Source organism: Pseudarthrobacter scleromae, assembly GCF_014644515.1.
GTDB lineage: Bacteria > Actinomycetota > Actinomycetes > Actinomycetales > Micrococcaceae > Arthrobacter > Arthrobacter scleromae.
In genome coordinates, this window is record NZ_BMKV01000002.1 from 566,305 (window position 1) to 587,531 (window position 21,227).

The 21,227-nt window shown below is 67.7% G+C and carries 15 protein-coding genes; 13 read left to right on the forward strand and 2 right to left on the reverse strand.

Annotated elements, in window-relative coordinates; all coding sequences use genetic code 11:
* Window positions 1–182 precede the first annotated feature (182 nt).
* From IEX33_RS07495 to IEX33_RS07520, 6 genes are read left to right on the forward strand one after another with little or no spacing between them, the layout of a single operon-like run.
* Window positions 183–1,739: an ABC transporter substrate-binding protein gene (locus IEX33_RS07495; RefSeq protein WP_188729003.1), complete on the forward strand. Its 1,557-nt coding sequence runs from the start codon at window positions 183–185 to the stop codon at window positions 1,737–1,739.
* Between the two features lie 56 nt (window positions 1,740–1,795).
* Window positions 1,796–2,749 (forward strand): ABC transporter permease, encoded by a 954-nt coding sequence (locus IEX33_RS07500; protein ID WP_188729004.1) that lies wholly within the window; start codon window positions 1,796–1,798, stop codon window positions 2,747–2,749.
* On the forward strand, window positions 2,746–4,869 hold the full coding sequence (locus tag IEX33_RS07505; protein ID WP_229675275.1) for a dipeptide/oligopeptide/nickel ABC transporter permease/ATP-binding protein: 2,124 nt from the start codon (window positions 2,746–2,748) through the stop codon (window positions 4,867–4,869). Before IEX33_RS07500 ends, IEX33_RS07505 begins: the two co-directional genes overlap by 4 nt.
* Window positions 4,866–5,873 carry an oligopeptide/dipeptide ABC transporter ATP-binding protein gene (locus tag IEX33_RS07510; RefSeq protein ID WP_188729006.1) on the forward strand — a complete coding sequence of 336 codons (1,008 nt, stop codon included), beginning with the start codon at window positions 4,866–4,868 and terminating at the stop codon, window positions 5,871–5,873. The genes IEX33_RS07505 and IEX33_RS07510 overlap by 4 nt, the downstream gene beginning before the upstream one ends.
* Before the next feature lie 38 nt (window positions 5,874–5,911).
* Window positions 5,912–8,212 (forward strand): family 78 glycoside hydrolase catalytic domain, encoded by a 2,301-nt coding sequence (locus IEX33_RS07515; protein WP_188729008.1) that lies wholly within the window; start codon window positions 5,912–5,914, stop codon window positions 8,210–8,212.
* A complete protein-coding gene (locus tag IEX33_RS07520; RefSeq protein ID WP_229675276.1) occupies window positions 8,212–9,174 on the forward strand; it encodes a glycoside hydrolase family 43 protein in 963 nt (320 codons plus the stop codon). Before IEX33_RS07515 ends, IEX33_RS07520 begins: the two co-directional genes overlap by 1 nt.
* A 46-nt stretch (window positions 9,175–9,220) precedes the next feature.
* Here IEX33_RS07520 and IEX33_RS07525 read toward each other — a convergent pair whose 3' ends face one another.
* Window positions 9,221–10,051, reverse strand: a complete 831-nt coding sequence (locus IEX33_RS07525; protein ID WP_188729010.1) for an IclR family transcriptional regulator — start codon at window positions 10,049–10,051, stop codon at window positions 9,221–9,223.
* A gap of 152 nt (window positions 10,052–10,203) precedes the next feature.
* Between IEX33_RS07525 and IEX33_RS07530 the strand changes: the two genes are divergently transcribed.
* The 7 genes from IEX33_RS07530 to IEX33_RS07560 all read left to right on the forward strand — a co-directional run bounded on the left by IEX33_RS07530 (window position 10,204) and on the right by IEX33_RS07560 (window position 19,883).
* Window positions 10,204–12,951 carry an alpha-L-rhamnosidase gene (locus IEX33_RS07530; RefSeq protein WP_188729011.1) on the forward strand — a complete coding sequence of 916 codons (2,748 nt, stop codon included), beginning with the start codon at window positions 10,204–10,206 and terminating at the stop codon, window positions 12,949–12,951.
* A complete protein-coding gene (locus tag IEX33_RS07535) occupies window positions 12,948–13,940 on the forward strand; it encodes an alpha/beta hydrolase (RefSeq protein WP_188729012.1) in 993 nt (330 codons plus the stop codon). The genes IEX33_RS07530 and IEX33_RS07535 overlap by 4 nt, the downstream gene beginning before the upstream one ends.
* On the forward strand, window positions 13,937–14,905 hold the full coding sequence (locus tag IEX33_RS07540) for an alpha/beta hydrolase (protein ID WP_188729013.1): 969 nt from the start codon (window positions 13,937–13,939) through the stop codon (window positions 14,903–14,905). The genes IEX33_RS07535 and IEX33_RS07540 overlap by 4 nt, the downstream gene beginning before the upstream one ends.
* A gap of 126 nt (window positions 14,906–15,031) precedes the next feature.
* Window positions 15,032–15,928, forward strand: a complete 897-nt coding sequence (locus IEX33_RS07545; RefSeq protein ID WP_188729014.1) for an alpha/beta hydrolase — start codon at window positions 15,032–15,034, stop codon at window positions 15,926–15,928.
* 55 nt (window positions 15,929–15,983) lie between these two features.
* Window positions 15,984–16,859: a fumarylacetoacetate hydrolase family protein gene (locus IEX33_RS07550; RefSeq protein ID WP_188729015.1), complete on the forward strand. Its 876-nt coding sequence runs from the start codon at window positions 15,984–15,986 to the stop codon at window positions 16,857–16,859.
* Window positions 16,859–18,661, forward strand: a complete 1,803-nt coding sequence (locus IEX33_RS07555; RefSeq protein WP_188729016.1) for an FAD-dependent monooxygenase — start codon at window positions 16,859–16,861, stop codon at window positions 18,659–18,661. Before IEX33_RS07550 ends, IEX33_RS07555 begins: the two co-directional genes overlap by 1 nt.
* Window positions 18,639–19,883, forward strand: a complete 1,245-nt coding sequence (locus tag IEX33_RS07560) for a DUF3500 domain-containing protein (RefSeq protein WP_188729017.1) — start codon at window positions 18,639–18,641, stop codon at window positions 19,881–19,883. Before IEX33_RS07555 ends, IEX33_RS07560 begins: the two co-directional genes overlap by 23 nt.
* Window positions 19,884–20,006: 123 nt before the next feature.
* On the opposite strand, the gene IEX33_RS07565 is transcribed toward IEX33_RS07560, so the two are convergent.
* Window positions 20,007–21,077 (reverse strand): quercetin 2,3-dioxygenase, encoded by a 1,071-nt coding sequence (locus tag IEX33_RS07565; protein ID WP_188729018.1) that lies wholly within the window; start codon window positions 21,075–21,077, stop codon window positions 20,007–20,009.
* Window positions 21,078–21,227: the final 150 nt, after the last annotated feature.

The window sequence follows — 21,227 nt, forward strand, 5'->3', positions numbered from 1 at the left end:
GCCGCTCTGCCCTGGCTTCCAATCCTTTCCCGTCGCGTGACCGGGACCACAATACCTTTTCAATCAATGACATTCTCATGTGAGTGCCAAGTGCGCCCGGCCGATGCTTGTGGAGAGCCGGCGAGCAGCCAGCCCCACACCGTTCTTCTCCGATGTCACATCAGAATGCAAAGGCGCACTACATGAAACTCCTGAACTCCACTGCCCGTGCGAGCTCCGCCGTTCTGGCCGGCGCGCTCCTGCTGGGATCGTTGACCGCCTGCGGCGGCGGATCCAGCCAGGCCACCGCCACAGTGGACACCAGCACCCTGACCCTCGCTGTCGACAGCGACTCTGCCTCGTTCGGCTTCGACCCGCTGCGCGTCTCGGCTGCCCAGCGGCAGTTCTTTGAGGGCCTCTACGAAAGCCTGATGGCTTTGCAGCCGGACGGTTCCGCAGGTCCGGGCCTGGCCAAGGAGTTCAGCTACAACGCAGACAACACCGTCCTGACGCTCACCCTCAAGGACGATGTGACCTTCACGGACGGCTCAAAGCTCGACGCCGAGCTGGTCAAAGCGAATCTGGACCGCCGGTCGGACCCCGCATTGAGCGCGTACTCGGCAGTAGCCAAGGGCGGCGCCCAGGAAATCACCTCCGTTGACGTGGTCAGCCCCACCCAAGTCGCCCTGACCTTCGCCAAGCCCCAGCCGGGATTCGAGAAGAACCTGGCATCCACCACCGGCATGATCGTGGGCAAGAACGGCGTCACCGACTCCGCCAGCCTCGCCGCGACCCCGGCAGGCTCCGGCCCCTACACGCTGGATCCCTCCACCGTGAAGGGCAACAAGTACGTCCTGGTGAAGAAGGAGGACAACCCGGAAGCTTCCAAGTACGCCTTCGACAAAGTCATCTTCAGCGTGGTCCAGGATCCCCAGGCCCGGGCAAACGCTTTGGTGTCCGGCCAGGCGGATGTGGCGATGCTGACCTCAAGCACCGTTGACTTCGCAAAGTCCAAGGGCGTAGGTGTGTCCCAGATCGGCGGCACGGTCAACACCATGATCTCCTTTGACAAGATCGGCAAGACCGCCCCGGCGTTCGCTGAGGAGAAGGTCCGCCAGGCGATCCAGTACGCAATCAACCGCCAGGCCCTCGTGGATGCCCTGCACAAGGGTGACATCCCCGCCTGGAACGCCCTGCCCAAGGACTCCGCCGGCTTCACCAAGGACCTCGAAACCACGTTCGCCTACAACCCGGAAAAGGCCAAGAGCCTGCTGGCCGAGGCCGGCTACCCGGACGGCTTCGACTTCACCATCATCGCCAGCGCCCAGACCCAGACGGACTTGCAGGCCGTCCAGAAGGACCTCGCCGCCGTCGGAATCACCATGAACGTGAAGATGGCCTCCTCCACTGACGAAGCCTTCGCCGCCGTCGCCACAACCCCGCTGGGCTACGCGCCGCTGAACTGGGACAACCCCGTTGGCGTCATGTACGGAGCAGTCCTCAACGGCTTCACCAACGTCCAGAAGGCCACCGACGAGCAGCTCAGCGCCGCTACGGGCGAGCTGGCCGCCGCCAAGGACGACGCCGCCGTCAAGGCAGCAGCCACCAAGCTGAACACGCGGCTGGTGGAATCGGGCTGGATGATCCCGCTGTACGAGGCACTGACCAACCAGGGCTACAACACCAAGAAGGTGGCCCCGGTGGAGTTCGCCGGGACCAACGCCTACCCGCTCCTCTCGTCCTACACGCCGGCCAGCTAATTCCTGCTCCGGCCGGGCGGGCTCGCATAAAGAGTCCGCCCGGCGGGGCCTGACCGATGGAGGTCACCATGGCACTATTCATCATCAAGCGCCTCTTGATGGCGCTGGCCACCGTGCTGGTAGTTGCGGTACTGGCATTTCTGCTGGTCCACGCAATGCCCGGCAGCCCCGGAGCCGTATCCCTCGGTGCCGGGGCCAGCCAGGAAGCGATCGCTGAAGTCAACCAGCGCCTCGGCTGGAACGATCCGCTCCTGGCCCAGTTCTTCACGTGGCTCGGCGCCGCCGTCCAGGGCGACTTCGGAATCTCCCTCATTGACGGACGGTCGGTCAGTGCGGACCTTGCGAGCAGGCTCCCTGTCACAGCATCGCTTGCTGCCGGAGCCACGCTGCTCAGTGCTGTCCTTGGGATTGGACTGGGCGTCACCGCCGCCGTCCGCGGCGGCATGGCGGACCGCGTCATCGGCGGTGTCTGCGGCATGGCGGTGGCGCTCCCGGCCTTCTGGATCGGCATCATTTTTGTCTACCTCCTGGCGGTCCAGTCCTCCGTTTTCCCGGCCACCGGCTATGTTCCGTTCGAGGCCTCGCCGCAGGACTGGGCGCTGTCCCTGGCCCTGCCCGTGATCACGCTGGCCGTGGGCGGGGCAGCATTCATCGCACGCCAGACCAGGGCCTCCATGCTCGAGGCGCTGCAGCAGGAACACATCCGGACCCTCCGCGCCACGGCCACGCCCACCTGGAAGATCCTGTACGTCCACGCCCTGCGCTACGCCAGCCTGCCCATCGTGGCCGGCATCGCGCTGCAGTTCATCCAGCTGTTCGGCGGCTCCGTCATCGCCGAGCAGCTGTTCGCCATGCCCGGACTGGGCCAGGCAGTCCAGAACTCCGTCAGCACCCATGACGCCCCGTCCGTGCAGGGCGTGGTGGTGATCGCCACCGTGGTGGTGGTCGCCGTGAACCTGGTGCTGGAACTCGCCACCAAGTTCCTCGACCCGAAGTTGCGTGCCTCATGATTCCCAACGTTGCCCCCGCACCCGCAGACTCAGCGGAGCCGACGGCGGCTGCCGTCCTTCCCAAGGCACTCCGCCAAAGCGCGGTGAAGAAATTCTCCGGCAGCAAGCTATTCGCCTCACCGGCAAGCGTTGCCGGGGTCATCTGGCTGGCCGTACTGGTGGCCGCCTCGCTGACCGCGCCGCTTTGGCTGCCCTACAAGACCGAGGATCAGGACTTCACCGCCGTCCTGTCCGGACCCACCGGCGCGCACTGGCTCGGCACCGACGAACTTGGCCGGGACATCCTGAGCCGCATCTTCGCGTCGGCAGCCGGCACGTTGGGGACGTCGATGATCACGGTGATGGTCGCCGTCGGACTTGGCACCATCCTGGCCATGCTGGCGGCAGCCGCCGGTGACCGCGTGGAAACGGTGATCAGCCGCGTCACAGAAGTCATGATGTCCCTGCCCGGCACCGTGATCATCCTTGCCGTCATCGGAGCAGTGGGAACCAACATTCCGCTGATCATGGCCATCCTCGGCGTGCTGATCTCCGCGGGCATGTACCGGGTGATGCTGGGCCAGGCCAAGTCCCTGCAGTCCCAGCTCTACGTGGACGCAGCCAAGGTGGACGGCGTCAGCACCCTGGGCATCAGCCTCCGGCATGTCCTGCCCGGCCTGGCGAACACCATCGTGGTGCAAAGCGCCCTGATCTTCGCCGTCGGCATGCTCATCCAGGCCGGGCTGGCGTTCATCGGTTTTGGTCCGCCCATTCCCGAACCGAGCTGGGGCGGCATGATCCAGGGCGCATCCCAGAACGTCTACAATGCACCCTGGCTCATGGTTCCCACCGGTGCTGTGCTGGCGCTCACCGTCCTGTCCGCCAACGCGATCGGCAACGCCCTCGGCAAGGCACCTAACGCAACTGCGTCGCACCTGCCTTCGGCCGCGGCACGGCGCCGCCGGGCAAAAGCGGTGGCCGCAATCGCTGCAGCAGCCCCCGCCCCCAACGATTCAGCCAAGAACACGCTCAGCGTCCGCAACCTCTCGGTCGGCGTGGACTCTGACGGTGCAGGCCGCGGCGTCCGCCTGGTCACCGACGTCTCCTTCGACGTCGAACCCGGCACCGTGCTGGGCCTCGTGGGGGAATCAGGCTGCGGAAAGACCATGACCGCGTTGTCCCTCCTGGGGCTTCTGCCCTCCGGCGTTTCCGTGACCGGCGGCCAGATCCTGTGGAACGGCAGGAACCTGGCCGCGGCAACTGACAAAGACATGGAAGGCGTCCGGGGCCGCGAGGTCGCGCTGATCTCGCAGGAACCCATGCGTGCCCTGGATCCGATGTTCACCGTGGGCTACCAGCTCACCGCGGCCATCCGACGCCTCCGCGGAATGGGCAGGGCCGAGGCGAAGGCCGAAGCCTTGGGCCTGCTGGAGAAGGTGGGCATCGTGGACGCCGCCCGGATCCTGAAGACCTACCCGCACCAGATCAGCGGCGGCATGGCCCAGCGCGTGGCCATTGCCCTGGCACTCTCCGGGCGGCCCCGGCTGCTCGTGGCGGATGAACCCACCACAGCGCTGGATGTCACGGTGCAGGCCGAAATCCTCTCGTTGCTGCGCGGCCTGGTGAAGGACACCGGGATGTCCGTGGTGATGGTCACCCACGACCTTGGCGTTGTGGCCGACCTCTGCGACCAGGTGGCTGTGATGTACGCCGGTGAGGTGGTGGAGAACGGCCGGACGGACAGCATCCTGGACAACCCGCGCCACCCCTACACGCTTGCCCTGCTGGCCGCGGACCCGCACGCCAACCACGCCGCGGACATGCCCGAGCGCCTTGCCACCATCAGCGGCCAGGTTCCCCAGCCCAAGGGCTGGCCCAGCACCTGCCGCTTCGCCGCCCGCTGCCAGTTCGCCGGCTCTGCCTGCATGGTGCCCGTCCCGCTGCTTCCCTCCGGAACCGAGGACGGACTGGTGCGCTGCGTCAAAGCGGACGAACTCGCCGTCGAGGGCCTGGACTGGGTGGCCACCGACGTGCCCAGCCACCACGTCCTGAACCTGGTTGAAGCCGGAACCGCCCCGGCCGGACCCGCCAAAGCACCTGCCGGACTGGAACGCCGGACTGTAGAAAAGGACCACGCATGAGCACCACAACCTCAGTCCGCCCTGACGCGCAGCGGCCGGCTGCCGCCCAGCCGCTGCTGGACGTCAAGGACCTGGTGGTCCGCTACGGCCGCGGACGCAAGGCAGCCGCGGCCCCCGCCGCCGTCGACCGCGTCAACTTCAGCATCGCGCCCGGGGAAACCGTGGGCCTGGTGGGGGAATCCGGCTCGGGCAAATCCACCATCGGCAAGGCCATCCTGGGACTTCAGAAGGTCTCAGGCGGGACCATCACCTATGAGGGCCAGGACATCACGTCCGCCGGCGCATCCCAGCGCAGGGCCCTGGGCAGCGAACTGCGGGCCGTCTTCCAGGACCCCAACTCCTCGCTGAATCCGCGGAACACGGTGGGCTCTTCGCTGGCAGAGCCGCTCCGGCTCCGCGGCGTGGGCGCTGCCGACGCCCGGCAGCGCGCTGAGGACATGCTGGAACGCGTAGGGCTCCCGCGGGACGCCGTGGACCGGTACCCCAGCCAGTTCTCCGGCGGCCAGCGGCAGCGCATTTCCGTGGCCCGCGCCCTGATCTGCGACCCCAAGCTCGTGGTCTGCGATGAAGCCGTCAGCGCCCTGGACCTCTCCACCCAGGCGCAGGTGCTGAACCTCCTGGCCGACCTGCGCGACGAGCGGGGCCTGGGCTACCTCTTCATCGCCCACGACATCGCCGTGGTCCAGTTCCTGGCCCAGCGCGTGGTGGTCCTCTACCGGGGACAGGTCATGGAAAGCGGGCCCGCCGCCGCCGTCACAGGGAACCCCAAGCACCCGTTCACCCAGGCGCTCGTCGCGGCGTCGCCGGTGCCGCGGCCTACCGAGCAGGCTGCACGCCGGGAAGCCCGCGAGTCACTCGGTGTCCGGACCGGGGCGGCCGCAGTGCCCTCGCCGGGCGGCTGCCCCTTCCGGCTGCGCTGCCCGCTGGCCACGGACCTCTGCGCCACCGAGCGGCCCGCGCTCCGGCAGGTGGGCGGCTCCGCCGTCGCCTGCCACTACGCTTAGACAACTTTTCGCCATTTTCAGAACGGACCGCTCCTTCAATGACTTCCACTCCCTGGCTCGCTGCCATGATTTCGCCCGAGCAGGACTTCGACGGCGCCCCGCTCCTCCGCAAGGAATTCCAGCTTGCGGAGGGACACGGCGGCGTTGCCCGGGCCACACTGCGTGCCACCGCCTTTGGCGTCTATGAGGCGTTCATCAATGGAGCGCCGGTGGGCGAGGACGTGCTGAGCCCGGGCTGGAGCTCCTACGAGTGGCGGCTCCGCTACCGCAGCTATGACGTCACGGCCCTACTGGGGCCCACCACGGTGATCGGTGTGTCCCTGGGCAACGGCTGGTACCGCGGACGCCTGGCCTGGCACGGCATGTCCAACCTCTACGGCAGCGAGCTGGGCTTCTTCGGGCAGCTGGACATCGAGTTTGAGGACGGACACATCCAGTCCGTGGGCTCTGACTCCACCTGGCAGTCGGGTCCCTCTGCAACCACCTTCAACGACCTCTATGACGGGCAGGCCATCGACGCCCGCCGGAACCAGGACGGCTGGGCCGAACCGGGCGCCGGAACTGGTCCCGGCAGCTGGGCGGGCGTGCGTGTGCTGGAGTTCGACGTCGACCGGCTGGCTGAGCCGGTGGGCCCGCCGGTGGTGCGGGCCGGCGTCGTCCGTCCCGTGGAAATCTTCACCTCACCCACCGGCCGGACGCTGGTGGACTTCGGCCAGAACCTGGTGGGCTGGCTGCGGTTCTCCCTCCAGGGCGAGGCAGGGCACGCCATTACCATCCGCCACGCCGAAGTGCTCGAGAACGGTGAGTTGGGCGTCCGGCCGCTCCGTTCGGCCAAGGCTGCGGACACGTTCGTCCTGTCCGGCGGCCAGGACTTCTTTGAACCCACCAAGACGTTCCACGGCTTCCGCTACGCCGAAATCAACGGCTGGCCCGGACCGCTCACCGAGGATTCGGTTGAGGCCGTGGTGGTCCACTCGGATCTCGAGCGCACCGGCACCTTTGAATGCTCCAACGAACTCGTCAACCAGTTGCACCGCAACATTGTCTGGGGCCTCCGGGGCAACTTCCTGGACCTGCCCACCGACTGCCCGCAGCGGGACGAGCGGCTCGGCTGGACCGGGGATATCGCCGTCTTCGCGCCCACTGCCGCCTTCCTGTACGACGTCAGGGGCTTCCTGCAGGACTGGCTCCTTGACCTCGCCGCGGAGCAGAAAGCAGGTGACGGGCTGGTGCCCATCACCGTGCCGGACGCCCTGAAGTACTGCCCGCAGCCGCCTGAGTTTCCGGCGCCGGAATCCTCGGCGCTGTGGAGCGAAGCGTCCGTCTGGGTTCCGTGGGCACTGTGGGAGGCCTACGGCGATGACACCGTCCTGAAAAACCAGTACGAATCCATGGCCGCGCACACCCGCCGGGTGGAGGGCCTGCTCTCACCCACCGGACTCTGGGACACGGGTTTCCAGTTCGGCGACTGGCTGGACCCCGACGCCGAGCCGGACAAGCCGTGGGACGCCAAGGCGGACACCGGCGTGGTAGCCACCACGTGCATGTTCCGCACCGCCTCCATCACTGCCCAAACGGCGCGGCTGCTGGGACACCAGGACGACGCCGATTATTTTGACCAGCTTGCTGCGCGTGTCCAGGCCTCGTTCCTGGAACACTACGTGTCCGGCGACGGCACTATCCACAGCGACTGCACCACGGTCTACGCGCTGGCGATTACCTTCGGGATCCTTCCCAACCGGGAGCACGTCGACTTTGCCGGAGAACGCCTCGCCGAACTGGTCCGGAAAAACGACTACCGCGTCTCCACGGGCTTTGCCGGCACCCCTTTCATCACTCACGCCCTCACCGACACCGGCCACGCTGACGAGGCCTACCGCCTGCTCCTGGAGGAGGGCTGCCCGTCCTGGCTCTACCCCGTGACCATGGGCGCCACGACTGTCTGGGAGCGCTGGGATTCGATGCTTCCGGACGGCACCATCAACCCTGGCGAGATGACCAGCTTCAACCACTACGCCCTGGGCGCGGTGGCCGACTGGATGCACAAAACGGTGGGCGGCATCAGCCCGCTGGCGCCCGGATACGCGAAAGTGCGCATTGCGCCCGTCCCGGGGCAGGGAATCGACTGGGCAAAGACCTCCTTAAAGACGCCGCACGGACCCGTCCGCGTGGAATGGAGGCTCGACGACGGCGCGCTCCACCTCGAGGCGACCGTACCTGAGGGGGTGGAGGCCGACGTCGTCCTTCCGGGCGGTGAGCCCCGCACCGTCCAGGGCGGCACCCACCGCTTTGACCACTGTATTGTGGCTGCCCACCTGATCCACCAGGAAAGCTGCTGATGGGCCGGAGCAACCAGCCGGCGGCTGTGCAACAACTGCGCCTCGGGGAGATCCGGATGCGCGACCCGTTCATCCTTGAGACGGTTCCAGGCGAGTTTGTCCTGTTCGGGACCAGCGACCAGAACGTCTGGGGCGGACCAGCGACTGGCTTCGACTGCTACACCAGTAACGACCTCGATCATTGGGATGGCCCCATCCCCGCGTTCCGCCCACCACCGGGCTTTTGGGCGGATACCCAGTACTGGGCGCCGGAGGTTCATGCTCTGGAAGGACGGTTCTTTATGTTCGCCACCTTCGCTGACTCCACCCGCGCCCGATCCCGTGGAGTCGCAGTCCTTGTCTCCGACCAGCCCGCCGGCCCCTACCAGCCGTGGAGTGACGGGCCGGTGACACCGGCTAACGAACCGTGCCTGGACGGAACCCTTCACATCGATGATGACTCCACGCGGTGGCTTGTCTATAGTCGCGGGACGGAAGGGACATCCGACAGCCCGGGGATCGCCGACGGTGAAATGTACGCCCTCCGGCTGTCAGAGGACCTGCGCACCGGCGTTGGTGAGCCGATCCTGTTGTTCGCCGCCTCCTCGGCGGGCTGGACCCGGCCGCTGCGGTTTCCACAAGGGGTGGAACCTCCAAAGGACCTGCACCTTGCCAAAGATCCACTGTTCACCGACGGGCCCTTCCTGCTCCGCTCCAACGAGGAGACACTGCTAATGCTTTGGTCAAGCCATGGTGAGGCAGGGTACGCAATGGGCATCGCCGAGTCGGAGAGCGGAACCGTCGCGGGGCCGTGGATTCAGCACGATAGCCCCCTGTGGTCCAGCAACGGAGGTCACGGCATGGTCCTCCGCGCGTCCACCGGGCGGGACTACCTGGCCTTCCACTGGCCGAACAACACCCCGGACGAACGCGTCCAGCTCACCGAAGTGCACATCAGCGGAGCCAGCGTCAGGATCCTGTGACCATTCGGGAGTCGGTGCTGGTGCACGCACGGTGCAGCGCCGCAGCCTACCCCCTGGAGTGGGTCCGCACGTCGGGGCTGACCTCCGCGTGGTGGCCCAGGTTCCTCGAGACGGCGCGTGCCGCGGCGCGGACGGCCGGGGCCAGCACATTCGGGGGAGTGGAACCGTCCGGGACCACGATGGACAGCGCGGCCACCACCGAGCCCTGGGCGTCGAAGATGGGCGAGGCAACCGAAACGGTCCGGGAGGGCAGGCTGCGGCGGATCATCGCGATCCCCGTGCGCCGGACGTCAGACAGCGTGCGGCGTACCTGGCCCTCGGGCATGTCCGGAACGCCGGGCTCGTTTTCGGGAGGCTTCCGCAGGATGGTCTCCTGGAACTGTTGGTCAGCTCCGGCCAGCAGGACCAGGCCCACGGCGGTGGACCGCAGCGGAGCCCGGCCGCCCACCCGGTACGCCACCTCGGTGGCGTCCTTGGAGGACAGCCGTTCGATCAGCACCGCCTGCTCGTTGTCACGGACGGCCAGCAGGACGTGGTGCCTGGTCACCTCGAAAAGGTCCTCCAGGTAGGGGAGCGCGATTTCCCGCACGCCATGCCCGCGCGGCGACAGTGACGCGACCTCCCACAGCCGGACCCCCACAACGTAACGGCCGTCGTCGAGCCTTTCCAAGGCACCCCAGGCAACCAGGCGGGCAATCAGCCGCAGTGCGGTAGGTGCGGGCATGCCGGCGTACCGGGCCATCTCTGACAACGTCAGGGCGCGACGGCGGTCGGAGAAGACCGCGAGCAGGCTGAGGGCGCGGTCCACCACCGGTTCGCCCTGCTTAGGCCGTTTTCCGCGGGCGGGGGTGGCGTCGGTGTCCGGCTGGACGGTCATGGCTTGATTCCTTGCACTGTCTGTTGTGAGCTGCGCCGATGCGTGAGCTACCCCACAATACTATTCCAACCAATGAAAGACGGGTGTGGGCTGCACGTGCCCGCACAGGAAGCTGTAACAGTTACCGCCATACGTTCAGGAGTCCGCCTGCAATGACCTCCACCAGCCTCGACGCCGCCGTCGACATCCCGCTCCGGGCGCTGCCGGCGCCCGCCCGGCTCCGCGTTGAACATCTGCGGGAGGCCTTCGGAATCACGGAAACCGCACCTCGGCTCAGCTGGACCCCGCCGGCCGGCACTGTCCAGCAGACCGCCTACCGGATCACTGCGGACAACGGCTGGGACACCGGAAAGATCACATCCGCCGGGCACCTGCTGGTCCCGTACTCCGGCCCGGCGCTCCAGTCCCGCAGCCGGTTCGAATGGCGTGTGCGCACGTGGAACACAGACGCCGACGGCACGGAAACGGCGAGCGCATGGTCCGATCCCATGCCGGTGGAGCTGGGGCTGCTGGACGCCGGGGACTGGACCGGACAGTGGATCGGCCCGGAGGAACCGGACGTTCCGGCCCCCGGCGATCGCCCCGGCTACGCCCTCCACAAGACCTTCACCCTGGACGCGGCTCCGGAGGCAGCCCGCGCCTACGCCACCGCCCACGGCATCTATGAGCTGTTCCTGAACGGCGAGCGGGTGGGGGACCAGCAGCTCACCCCGGGCTCCACCAGCTACAACACCACCCTCCAGGTCCAGGCCTACGACATCACGGCACTGCTGCGGCCCGGCACCAACACCATTAGGGCCGTCCTCACCGACGGCTGGTACCGCGGAACCTTCGGATACACGCGCGACGCCGACATGTACGGCAGCAGCACGGCCCTCCTTGCGCAGCTGGAGATGCAGTCCGGGGGCAGCAGGACGGTCGTCGGCACCGACGGGTCGTGGCAGGTATCCCGGACGGAGATCCTCAGCGCGGACCTCATGGCTGGGCAGCGGACGGATTTCCGTGCCGGCACGGACGATGGCGGCGCACCTTGCGGAAGTGCCGCCGTCGTCCGGCCCGGCAGCTACGTAACGCTGACCGGCCCGGTGGCGCCGCCCACCCGTATCGTGGAAGAACTCACGCCGGTATCCATCACCAGGCTGGCCGGCGGCCACCAGGTGGTGGACTTCGGCCAGAACATCCATGGGTGGGTGCGGCTCACCATGCTGGGCGGGACGGGCGAACCGGTGACCCTCGTGTACGGCGAGGCCGTGGATGCCGCGGGCGACGTCACCCAGGACCACCTGCGCCCGCACGACTTCCGCCGCCCGGGCCAATTCCTGCCTGCAGGGCAGGTTGACGTGGTGACGGTGTCGGGCGCTGCGGGGGAAGTGTTTGAGCCGCAGCACACCACCCACGGCTTCCAGTACGTGTCCGTGCAGGGCCTCACCACTGACTTGGCCGCGGAGGACATCACGGCCTGCCTGGTCCAGACGGACCTGGAGCCCCTGGGCAGCTTCACCTGCAGCGACCCGCGGCTCAACAAGCTCCACAACATTGTGGAGTGGAGCTTCCGGGACAACGCCTGCGAGGTGCCTACCGACTGCCCGCAGCGCGAAAAGGCCGGCTGGACGGGGGACTGGCAGCTGTTCGTGCCCACCGCCGCGTACCTCTACGACGTCACCGGCTTCTCGCGGAAATGGCTCCGGGACGTCCGTTCCGACCAATGGGAGAATGGCATCATCGCCAACATCTCGCCGTCGGCCGGTCCCGGGGTTACCTCCGCTGAGTTCATGGCGTTCACCAACGGATCCTGCGGCTGGGGCGATGCGATCGCGATGGTGCCCTGGGAGATCTACCTGGCCACCGGGGACGCCGGGGTCCTGGCCGAAAACTGGGATGCGATGAACAGGTGGCTCGGCTTCATCCGGACCACCGCAGAGTCGCAGCGGCACCCGGTCCGCGCCGATGCCGGCCCGGTTCCGGCACCGCACGGAAAGTACCTCTGGGACACGGGCTTCCACTTCGGCGAATGGATGGAACCGGACGGCCCGAAACCGGACCTGTTCGCCGCCCGCTCCGCAGACCATGGGATTGTGGCCACTGCCTATTACCGGAACACCACGGCGGTCATGGCCAAAGCTGCTGCGGTCCTGGGCCGGGCGGAGGAAGGGCGGGCGCTGGCGGAACTCTCGGAAAACGTCCGGCAGGCGTGGGAGAAGGAATACGTGGGTCCCGATGGCCAGGTCACCGAACCGAGCCAGGCCGACTGTGTCCGCGCCCTCGCCTTTGACCTGGTCGGCCCGCACCACCGCTCCACCGTTACCGCCCAGCTGGCCGCGCTCATCCGGAACGCCGGCACGCACGTGGGTACGGGGTTCCTGGCCACGCCCTACCTGCTGCCCGTTTTGGCGGACAACGGTGAACTGGACCTCGCCTACGAACTCCTCATGCAGGATTCCGAACCCTCATGGCTGACCATGGTGGACCGCGGCGCCACCACCATGTGGGAACTGTGGAACGGCATCGACGCCGACGGCACCGCGCACCAGTCGCTCAACCACTACAGCAAGGGCGCCGTGGTCTCCTTCCTGCACCGGTACACGGCCGGGCTCCGCCAGTCTCCCGGCAGCGCCGGCTGGGAGCGCATCTTCATCGAGCCGCGCCCGGGCGCCGGCCTCACCTCCGCGTCCACCGCGCACAAGGGGCCGCGCGGCCTGATTGAGGTGCGATGGGCAGTGGTGGAGGGGACAACGCTCGACGGCGTGCTGACGCTTACTGCCACGATCCCCGCCGGCACTACGGCGGAGGTGCTGCTGCCTGGCGAGCCGGCCGCCGTCGTCGGACCCGGACACCATACTTTCCGCGCCGGTACCGGCGGGGACACCGCACAACCCGAGCTGATGAGGAGCACACTATGACAGTGGATGACGCTACCGACGTACTGGATCCGTCCCGCCCGGATGTTTCCCGGCCCGTAGGCAGGGAGGTTCCGCCGTTCCCGGTCTTTGACGCGCCAGGAACAGCGGAGCAGGCCTCCGGCATCTCGGCCGTGCATCGCGAAGTCACCTACGCCAAGGCCATAGGGTTCCGGCCGTTGAAGATGGACATCTGGCTGCCGAGCAACGCCTCCGCGCCCACGCCGCTCGTCCTGTGGGTCCACGGCGGTGCGTTCCAGCTGGGCGACCGCCGCGAACTGCCGCCCACCTTCGCTCCCGACTCCGTGTTCCGGCTGCTCAACCAGGCTGGAATTGCCTGCGCCACGGTTGACTACCGGCACTCCCTGGAAGCGCCGTTCCCCGCGCAGCTCCATGACCTCAAGGCCGCTGTCCGCTACCTCCGGGAATACGCGGACCACCTCAACATCGATCCGGACCGGTTCGGGGCCTGGGGCGAATCCGCCGGCGGCCACCTGGCGGCGCTCCTGGGGCTCACCGGCAACCGCAAAGACCTGGAGGGCGGACTCGGTGCGCAGGGGCACTCCAGCGGCGTCAGCGCCGTCGTCGACTTCTACGGTGTCTCCTCGTTGGTGGACCTCCCCCTTATGAGCACGCCCGAGGGGCTCTTCCCGGCTGCCCTGACCGCCGCCGTCCCGCCGGGGATGCCACTGCAGCCGGAATTCATGCTGGTGGGCGGCTTGGATGATCCGGAACTGCTGGCCGCGGCCAGCCCCGTCAGCCATGTGACCGCTGATGCCGTGCCGTTCCTGCTGGTCCACGGTGACTCCGACGGCCTGGTCCCGCACTCGCAAACCGACCTGTTGGCCGCCGCGCTCGCAGACGTCGGAGTGGGACACGAGGTGGTGACCATTACGGGCGGTGACCACTGCTTCTTCGGTGCCGAGGAGCAGCTGGGCACCATCCTGGCCGCCGCCGTCGACTACTTCTCCCGGAAGCTGGGAACGCCATGACACTACGAACAGAACCAGCAGCGGTTTCCCCTGAGGCTGCCCCGGCAGGCGCGCCCGGACAGATCGCCGCCGGTTTCGCCGAATACCTTGCCAGCCCGGAGGGGCCGCAGTTCCTCAACGCGGACGCCGTCCGGACCCCGGGACCCGATGTTCCCATCCGCACTGTCACGGCCGACGGGCGGCACGGGCCGGTGGCAGTCCGGATCTATGGCGAACCGGCCGGCACGGACAGCCCCGCCCTTGTGTGGCTGCACGGCGGCGGCTTTGTCAGCGGCAGCGTGGACATCCCGGAATCGGATTACCTCGCACGTGTACTGGCGGACCGGGGCATGCCGGTGCTGTCGGTGGACTACCGGCTGGCCCGCGACGGCGTGTCCTTTCCGATCCCGCACGACGACGCGCTGGCCGGGTGGTTCTGGGCCCGGAAGAACGCCGAATCCCTGGGGCTGAATCCTGGCCTGCTGTGCCTGGGCGGTGCCGGTGCCGGCGGCAACCTGGCCGTAGGCGCCGCGCTTTACCTGATTGACGCCGGCAAGCCGCTGCCTGCCAAGCTCCTGTTGGCCTACCCCTTCCTGGATGCCGAGCTCCCGCCGCCGGCCGGCGGACTGGACGAGGCGGTCATGGCAGGCCTTCCGCGCCACCTGAGGTTCACCCTTGAGGACTGCATCCGGACGGCGGAGAATTACGTTGGCGGACCGGTCAGCATGGCGCCGTCCTACGCGATGCCCGGCTACGCCGACCCCGCCGGGCTTCCGCCCACCGCGCTGCTTGCCTGCGAGTACGACGACGCCCGCGGCTCCACCGAGCTGTTTGCCTCGGCTTTGGAGCAGGCTGCGGTTCCGGTGTCCCTCTTTCTTGCCGAAGGCGCGGTCCATGGCCACCTCAACCACACCGCCGGCCTGCCGGAAGGGCAGGCGGCCCTGGACTTCCTGGCCCGGGAACTGGCTGGAGCCACGGCAGAGTGAACCCGTTTCATTCAGTGAAACCGGCCACGCGGACACCACCAGCCGTGCCCCACAGTTGAGTGAAGACGCGGTCCGCAGCAGCGGCCGGCGGGGATAGAAACGGCGCGGCGCACAATGGAGTCAACGATGACGGCAGGGCAGGTCCTGAAGGGGATCGAGTTTTCCCACCCCGAGGGTGCAACTCCGTTGCTGCTGGACCTGTACCTGCCCGCTGATTCCGATACCGGCGCTGACGCCGGCGCGGCCGGGTTCCCCGCCGTGATCCACTTCCACGGCGGCGGCTGGCGGACGGGGGAGCGGTCATCGCTCGGACCAGCCGTGGACGGTTTCGGACTCAGCCCCATCGAGCAGCTGGTGGAAGCCGGCTTCGTGGTGGCATCCGCCGACTACCGCCTGACAGATGTTGCTATGTTCCCGGCCCAGCTGCTGGACGCCAAAGCAGCCGTCCGCTGGCTGCGCGCCCATGCTGCCGATTACGGGGTTGATCCGCACCGGATCTACGCGTGGGGCGATTCGGCAGGCGGCCACCTCGCATGCCTCCTCGGATTGACCGCCGGACCCGCGGAATTCGCTGAGCCGGCCGGCACCCCGGACGGCGGCGGTGATCACCATGTTGCCGCCGTCGCTGCCTGGTACCCGCCTACGGACCTGAACCGCATGGGGGAGCAGGCCCGGCCCGACGCCGTCGCCCGCGCGGATGACCACGGCTCCCGTGAGGCGCTGCTGATCGGCGCCCAGCCGGCCAGCGCGCCGGACAAGGCCAAGGCAGCCAGCCCCCTCACCTACGTGCATCCGGACGCGCCACCCTTCCTCCTCGTCCACGGAACGGCGGACCGGTTCGTCCCGGTGGCCCAGTCCGCCAGCCTGGCCGAAGCACTGGAAAGTGCCGGTGCCGCCGTCGACCTTCTCCTGCTGGAGGACGCGGACCATATGTGGCAACTGCCGGACGGGAGCCAGAATGCTGCACGACAGGCCACCGCCGCCACCATCGATTTCTTCCGCCGCCAGGCGCAGAAGCACTGATCTTTTCGCAATCCGCCGGCGCCCTCGCGCCCGGCAAGACCTGAAAGGCCCCGCCATGCAATTCATTGGCATCACCCACCACAGCGAACCCTGGGCTGCCGCCCTCATGGACTCCCGCGTTTTCCCGCTCGCCCCCGTCAACGACTTCTGGTCCGACCCCAGCGGCTGGCAGGACAAAGCCGCTTCGCTGGCACCCAACTCCTCCAGCGCGTCCGACGCCGAGAGCTGGCTGGAGCGGAGAAGCGTCACCGACGTACCGCTCGTCCCCGCGTCCGCACGGGTCATCTGCGTTGGCCTGAACTACAAGGCCCACGCAGCGGAGGGCAGCTACAAGGATCAGGAATTGCCGCCGTACCCCACCCTGTTCGGCCGGTGGACGGCGTCCCTCTCCGTGGGCAACGTGCCCGTCCCGGTACCCGCCGGCGAGGCCGGCCTGGACTGGGAAGGCGAAGTAGCCGCGTACATCGGGCAGCGGGTGCAATCCGCGGATGAGGCCACCGCAGCCGGGGCAGTCTTCGGCTACTCAACCTTCAACGACATCACCTCCCGAACCGCGCAGAAACTCACCTCGCAGTGGACGTTGGGTAAAAACGGCGACTTCAGCGGACCCCTAGGACCGCTGGTCAGCCGCGACGAGGTGGGAGACCTCCGCGACGGGCTCCAAGTACGGACCCGGGTCAACGGCGTCGAGGCCCAGAACGGCAACACCCGGGACATGATCTTCTCCGTTCCGGAGATCATTGCGCTGATCAGCCAGACCTTCACCCTGCACCCCGGTGACGTAATCGCCACGGGCACCCCCGACGGCGTGGGCTACGCCCGCACCCCGCAGTGGCTCCTGCAGCCGGGCGACACCGTCGAGGTGGAAATCGACAAGCTCGGCACTCTCACCACTCCGGTAGGCGATGTCTCGCTCCGGAGCCGTGCCTGATGGCCAGCTTCCCGAACGCCCCAGCGGCCGAGATCCCGGGGGAGGCGCAGGTCCTGGTCTCCGGCGGGGGACCGAGCGGCCTGTTCCTTGCCCTGGACCTCGCAACGCGCGGGATCCCCAGCACGGTGATTGAGCCCCGCACCTCGGTGGACCACACCAGGCCACGCGCCAAGACCACCAATGCGCGCACCATGACCCACCTCCGCCGGCTCGGCCTGGCGGACGCACTGCGCGCAGCGGCTCCGCTCCCGGTGGATTATGCGCAGGACGTCATTTTCTGCACCCGCCTCACCGGACCTGCAGCCCATGAGCTGCGCCGGTTCCGGAATGCGTTCCAGCTGGTCCCCGGCCGTTATGGCCCGCAGCCGGAGTGCGGGCAGCAGGTCCCGCAGCCAGTCCTCGAGGAGGTACTCCGCGCCGCCGCCGCCCGCAACCCGCTGGTCACCTTCATCACCGGGTGGAGCGTCGCGGAAGTACGGGAACTCCGGCATGCGGAAAGCCAGGGCGCAGGTCACGGCGCGTCGCCGCTGTACGCCGCCGTCGTTACGGACCTATCCGGCAGCACGGCGACCATCCGAAGCAGCTATGTGGTGGGGGCCGACGGCGGTTCCTCCGCGGTGCGCCGCAGCCTGGGGATCCGCCTGGAAGGCGGCTCCGCTGCACTGTCCAACATCAGCATCCTGTTCCGCTCGAAGAAGCTGGGCCCGGCCATCGCCCTGGATTCCGCCGTCCAGTACTGGGTGGTTGGGTCGGAGGCCGCCGGCATGGTGGGACGGATGGACCTGGCCGACACCTGGTGGGCCATCATCCAGGGCGTGGACCCCGCCAAGGAGATAGCCCCCAATGACGCCGCGGCCCAGGTCCGCTCCCTGGTGGGTACGGACGCGGCGGATATTGACGTTGACGTGCTGGCCACGGATCCGTGGACGGCGCGCATGCTCCTGGCCCCGCAGTACAGCCGGGGAAACATCTTTCTGGTGGGGGACGCCGTGCACCTGAATCCGCCGTGGGGCGGGCACGGATTCAACACGTGCGTTGGCGACGCCGCCAACCTCGCCTGGAAGCTTGCCGCCGATATCCAGGGCTGGGCAGGACCGGAACTCCTGGACAGCTACGGACTGGAACGCCGCCCCGTGGCAGCGCGGACCATCCGCGACGCCGCCGCAAACGGCAAGGCCCTGGCATATCACTTCGCCGATCCCCGGCTGGACCACGACGGCCCCGAGGGCGGGGCGGCACGGCGGGCGGCGCACGAAGCGCTCGCCGTCAAGCAGAGCGAGTTTGATTCGCTGGGCCTGGTGCTGGGCTACACCTATGCTGATTCCCCGGCCGTGGTGCCGGACGGATCCCCGGTGCCTGCCGAGGATCCCATCCGCTACGTTCCTTCCGCCACCCCCGGCGCGCTGCTGCCGCACGCCTGGCTGCGGGATTCCTCCTCCCTGTACAGCCGGCTCGGGGGCGGCTTCACCCTTCTGGCCGACGGCGGAGCGCTGGGCGGCGTGCCGGCAGACCTCGCTTTCGCCGAGGTGCTGGAAACCGGTGCCCGCCACGGCATACCGGTAACAGTTGCCGTGGTGGGGCCCGCCGGCGATGGCACCCCGCTGTCCGATCTGTGGGGCGCCCCCTCGGTGCTGGTCCGTCCCGACCAGCACGTGGCGTGGCGTGGTAGTTCGGCCGAGGCCGCAGCGGCAGCTTTGGCCGTTGCTGCCGGGTTCGCCCGAGCGGGGGTATCACCGCGGGGCACATCATTCAGCGTCCAGGACGAAACAAGGAGCAACCGTGTCGACGCCGTCATTCCGTGATTACCTCTTTGCCACCGATCATCCCCGCGTCGCGGACATCCGGGGCCTGGATGCCCGCGGGTACGCCGAGGCAGCTAAGCAGGACTCCTTCGCCGGCCCCATGATCGAGGGATGGAAGAAGCTGTACCCGCAGCCGTTCGTGGGGATCACCAGCGACGGAGTGCGGCGTGAGGGGCTGTTTCCGCTGGCGCCGGCCCGGCCCGGCGAGGAGGCGCCCACCGCGGAGATGGTGGCGGCAGCCCGGAAGCTCCTGGGAGCGGTGGGGCAGGAACAGGCGAAGAAGCTCACCTACGCTGTGGACGCCCCGGAGTGGCAGAGCTGGGCGAACCCGGAATTCCTGCAGCACGATACCGGCCTCCGGCTGGATGAGTTGGAAACGCCGGTCCGCTATGCTGCCCTGGCCGTGGTGGAGGCATCCCTGAGTGCCGAGGGTTTTGAGCTGGTCCGCAACCTGATGCGCATCAACGGGTTCCTGGGGGACCTGGTGGAGCTGCCCCTGCTGATGAACGAGTTCAGTTATAACTTCGCGCTGTACGGCGACCCTTCCGAAACGGAACCGTGGGGGTGGCAGATCTTTGGCCACCATGCGGCGCTCAACTGTCTGGTGGCGGGAACCCAGCTGGTGGTCTCGCCGGTATTTATGGGTGCCGAGCCGGACATGATCGACGACGGCCCGTACAAGGGCGTCCGCGTGTTCAAGGAGCGGATCTCCCTGGCCCGCGAACTGATGGCAGCGCTGCCGGCGGACCTGCGCGCAGCGGCCACCGTCTACGCATCGATGGTGGACCCCGCCATGCCCGAAGGCCGCATCCACACCGGCGATGAACGCCACCTTGGCGGGTGTTTCCAGGACAACCGGGTGATCCCGTACGAGGGCATCCGGGTGGCGGATATGCCGGCAGAAGCCCGCGCCCTCCTGGACGCGGTGGTGGACGACTATATTGCCTACCTGCCCGCCGGCCCCCGCGCCGCCCGACGCCGGGAGATCCATGAGCAGTACGGCGAGAGCTTCTTCAGCTGGATCGGCGGCTGGGATGGCCAGGAAGCGTTCTATTTCCGGCTGCAGAGTCCTGTGGTGGTGCTGGAACTCGACCACCACACTGGGGTTTTCCTGGACAACGACGAGCCCGCGCCGTTCCACATGCACACCGTGGTCCGCACACCTAACGGGAACGACTACGGCCGCGAACTGGTGAAGCAATACCCATCCATTGCTCCCTAACTGCCGTTTTCGACGTCCATAACGGCATCTACTCAGCAGCCGACGGTCCATAGAAGCCCCATGGCCCGGACTTCCTTTCGGAGGTCCGGGCCATGGGTTCTGAAGTTGGGGTATCTGGAGGCGCTAGGAGATTTCCAGGGCTGCGCGGCGCTGCGGCGGCGGGCCCACCACGGTGAGGTCCATCTCTGCCTGGGCGCGCCCGAAGCCCTCCATGTCCATGTAGGGGGTCCCGCCTTCGGTGTACATGTAGTCCTCGGTGGGCTTGTTGAAGTACTCGAAGAACCCGTTGAAGACCGACGGCGTGAGGAACCCTAGCATCTGGGTGTTGTGCGAGTCCAGGGCGAAGGAGTGGACAGTGCCGGCAGGGGCGTGCAGGAAGTCGCCCTTGGTCAGCAGCACCTCGCGGCCGTTGGCATACAGCCACATCCGGCCTTCCGTGCAGATGAAGTTTTCCGTGTGTTCGGAATGGAAGTGCAGCGGGATGTAGGGCGTCTTGGCTCCCTTGGTGTGCACAGCGAAGTAGTTGGAGCCGGTGTTGGCAGGCCGGGACAGGTAGGTGAACATCGTCTGGTAGCTGGCCAGCCGCTCGCCCTCGTGGGCGCTGAGGAAGTAGGGGCTCTGCGTGGGCGGCAGGCCGGCGTCGTGCTTGAAGGAAGGATCCACGCGCTCGACGTCCGGGAAGGTGATCCCGAACTCCGCCCCCACTTCAGCCTGTTCCTGGAGGCCGGCCGTGCGGCCTGCACGGACCGGGGGCACGTGCGAATCGACGGGGGTGCCCACCCGCTCGTAGTAGGCTTCAGCCCCGCCCGGCGTCATCCAGTTCAGAAAGCGAGTGTAGTGGCTGGCCATCCGGTACGCGTGCGGGGTGTTGGGGGGAATGACTACGGAGTCTCCCGGGGTGAGGATGCGGCTTTCGCCGGGCAGCCAGACGTGCAGGATCCCGTCGAAAACGTAGAGCGTCTTGTGTTCCACTTTGTGGCTGACGAATGGCGACTCTGCCCCCATGCCGCCCGAGATGTAGGCAGCGCTGAAGATGCCGCCGGTATCGGCTGCACGGGCGATGACCGTCACCAGCTGGCCGTTGATTTCGTAGCGTGCGCCTTCGCCCGAGGCCATGTAGTAGGGGACGGCTTCGCCGGGCAGTGCGTTGGCAACCGGGAGCTGCCTGTTCATTTCCTCAACGCTGAGGGACATGGGTTCCTTCTTTCCAGTCGGCCGGCCATCGCCGGAGCGTGACCTACATCATGGCTGCCTGGAGCCTCCTGTCACGAGTCGGGATTCCAATGAGTGAAAGCTGAACTTGGCAATCCGGGCGGCGGGGGAAGCGGAACAGTTCCGCTTCCG

What these genes read in the sequence shown, in the direction of transcription:
- IEX33_RS07500 (WP_188729004.1), top strand. Translation starts at nt 1,796, where the DNA reads ATGGAGGTCACCATGGCACTATTCATCATCAAGCGCCTCTTGATGGCG.
- IEX33_RS07495 (WP_188729003.1), top strand. Translation starts at nt 183, where the DNA reads ATGAAACTCCTGAACTCCACTGCCCGTGCGAGCTCCGCCGTTCTGGCC.
- IEX33_RS07515 (WP_188729008.1), top strand. Translation starts at nt 5,912, where the DNA reads ATGACTTCCACTCCCTGGCTCGCTGCCATGATTTCGCCCGAGCAGGAC.
- IEX33_RS07535 (WP_188729012.1), top strand. Translation starts at nt 12,948, where the DNA reads ATGACAGTGGATGACGCTACCGACGTACTGGATCCGTCCCGCCCGGAT.
- IEX33_RS07555 (WP_188729016.1), top strand. Translation starts at nt 16,859, where the DNA reads ATGGCCAGCTTCCCGAACGCCCCAGCGGCCGAGATCCCGGGGGAGGCG.
- IEX33_RS07545 (WP_188729014.1), top strand. Translation starts at nt 15,032, where the DNA reads ATGACGGCAGGGCAGGTCCTGAAGGGGATCGAGTTTTCCCACCCCGAG.
- IEX33_RS07510 (WP_188729006.1), top strand. Translation starts at nt 4,866, where the DNA reads ATGAGCACCACAACCTCAGTCCGCCCTGACGCGCAGCGGCCGGCTGCC.
- IEX33_RS07520 (WP_229675276.1), top strand. Translation starts at nt 8,212, where the DNA reads ATGGGCCGGAGCAACCAGCCGGCGGCTGTGCAACAACTGCGCCTCGGG.
- IEX33_RS07565 (WP_188729018.1), bottom strand. Translation starts at nt 21,077, where the DNA reads ATGTCCCTCAGCGTTGAGGAAATGAACAGGCAGCTCCCGGTTGCCAAC.
- IEX33_RS07550 (WP_188729015.1), top strand. Translation starts at nt 15,984, where the DNA reads ATGCAATTCATTGGCATCACCCACCACAGCGAACCCTGGGCTGCCGCC.
- IEX33_RS07525 (WP_188729010.1), bottom strand. Translation starts at nt 10,051, where the DNA reads ATGACCGTCCAGCCGGACACCGACGCCACCCCCGCCCGCGGAAAACGG.
- IEX33_RS07540 (WP_188729013.1), top strand. Translation starts at nt 13,937, where the DNA reads ATGACACTACGAACAGAACCAGCAGCGGTTTCCCCTGAGGCTGCCCCG.
- IEX33_RS07505 (WP_229675275.1), top strand. Translation starts at nt 2,746, where the DNA reads ATGATTCCCAACGTTGCCCCCGCACCCGCAGACTCAGCGGAGCCGACG.
- IEX33_RS07530 (WP_188729011.1), top strand. Translation starts at nt 10,204, where the DNA reads ATGACCTCCACCAGCCTCGACGCCGCCGTCGACATCCCGCTCCGGGCG.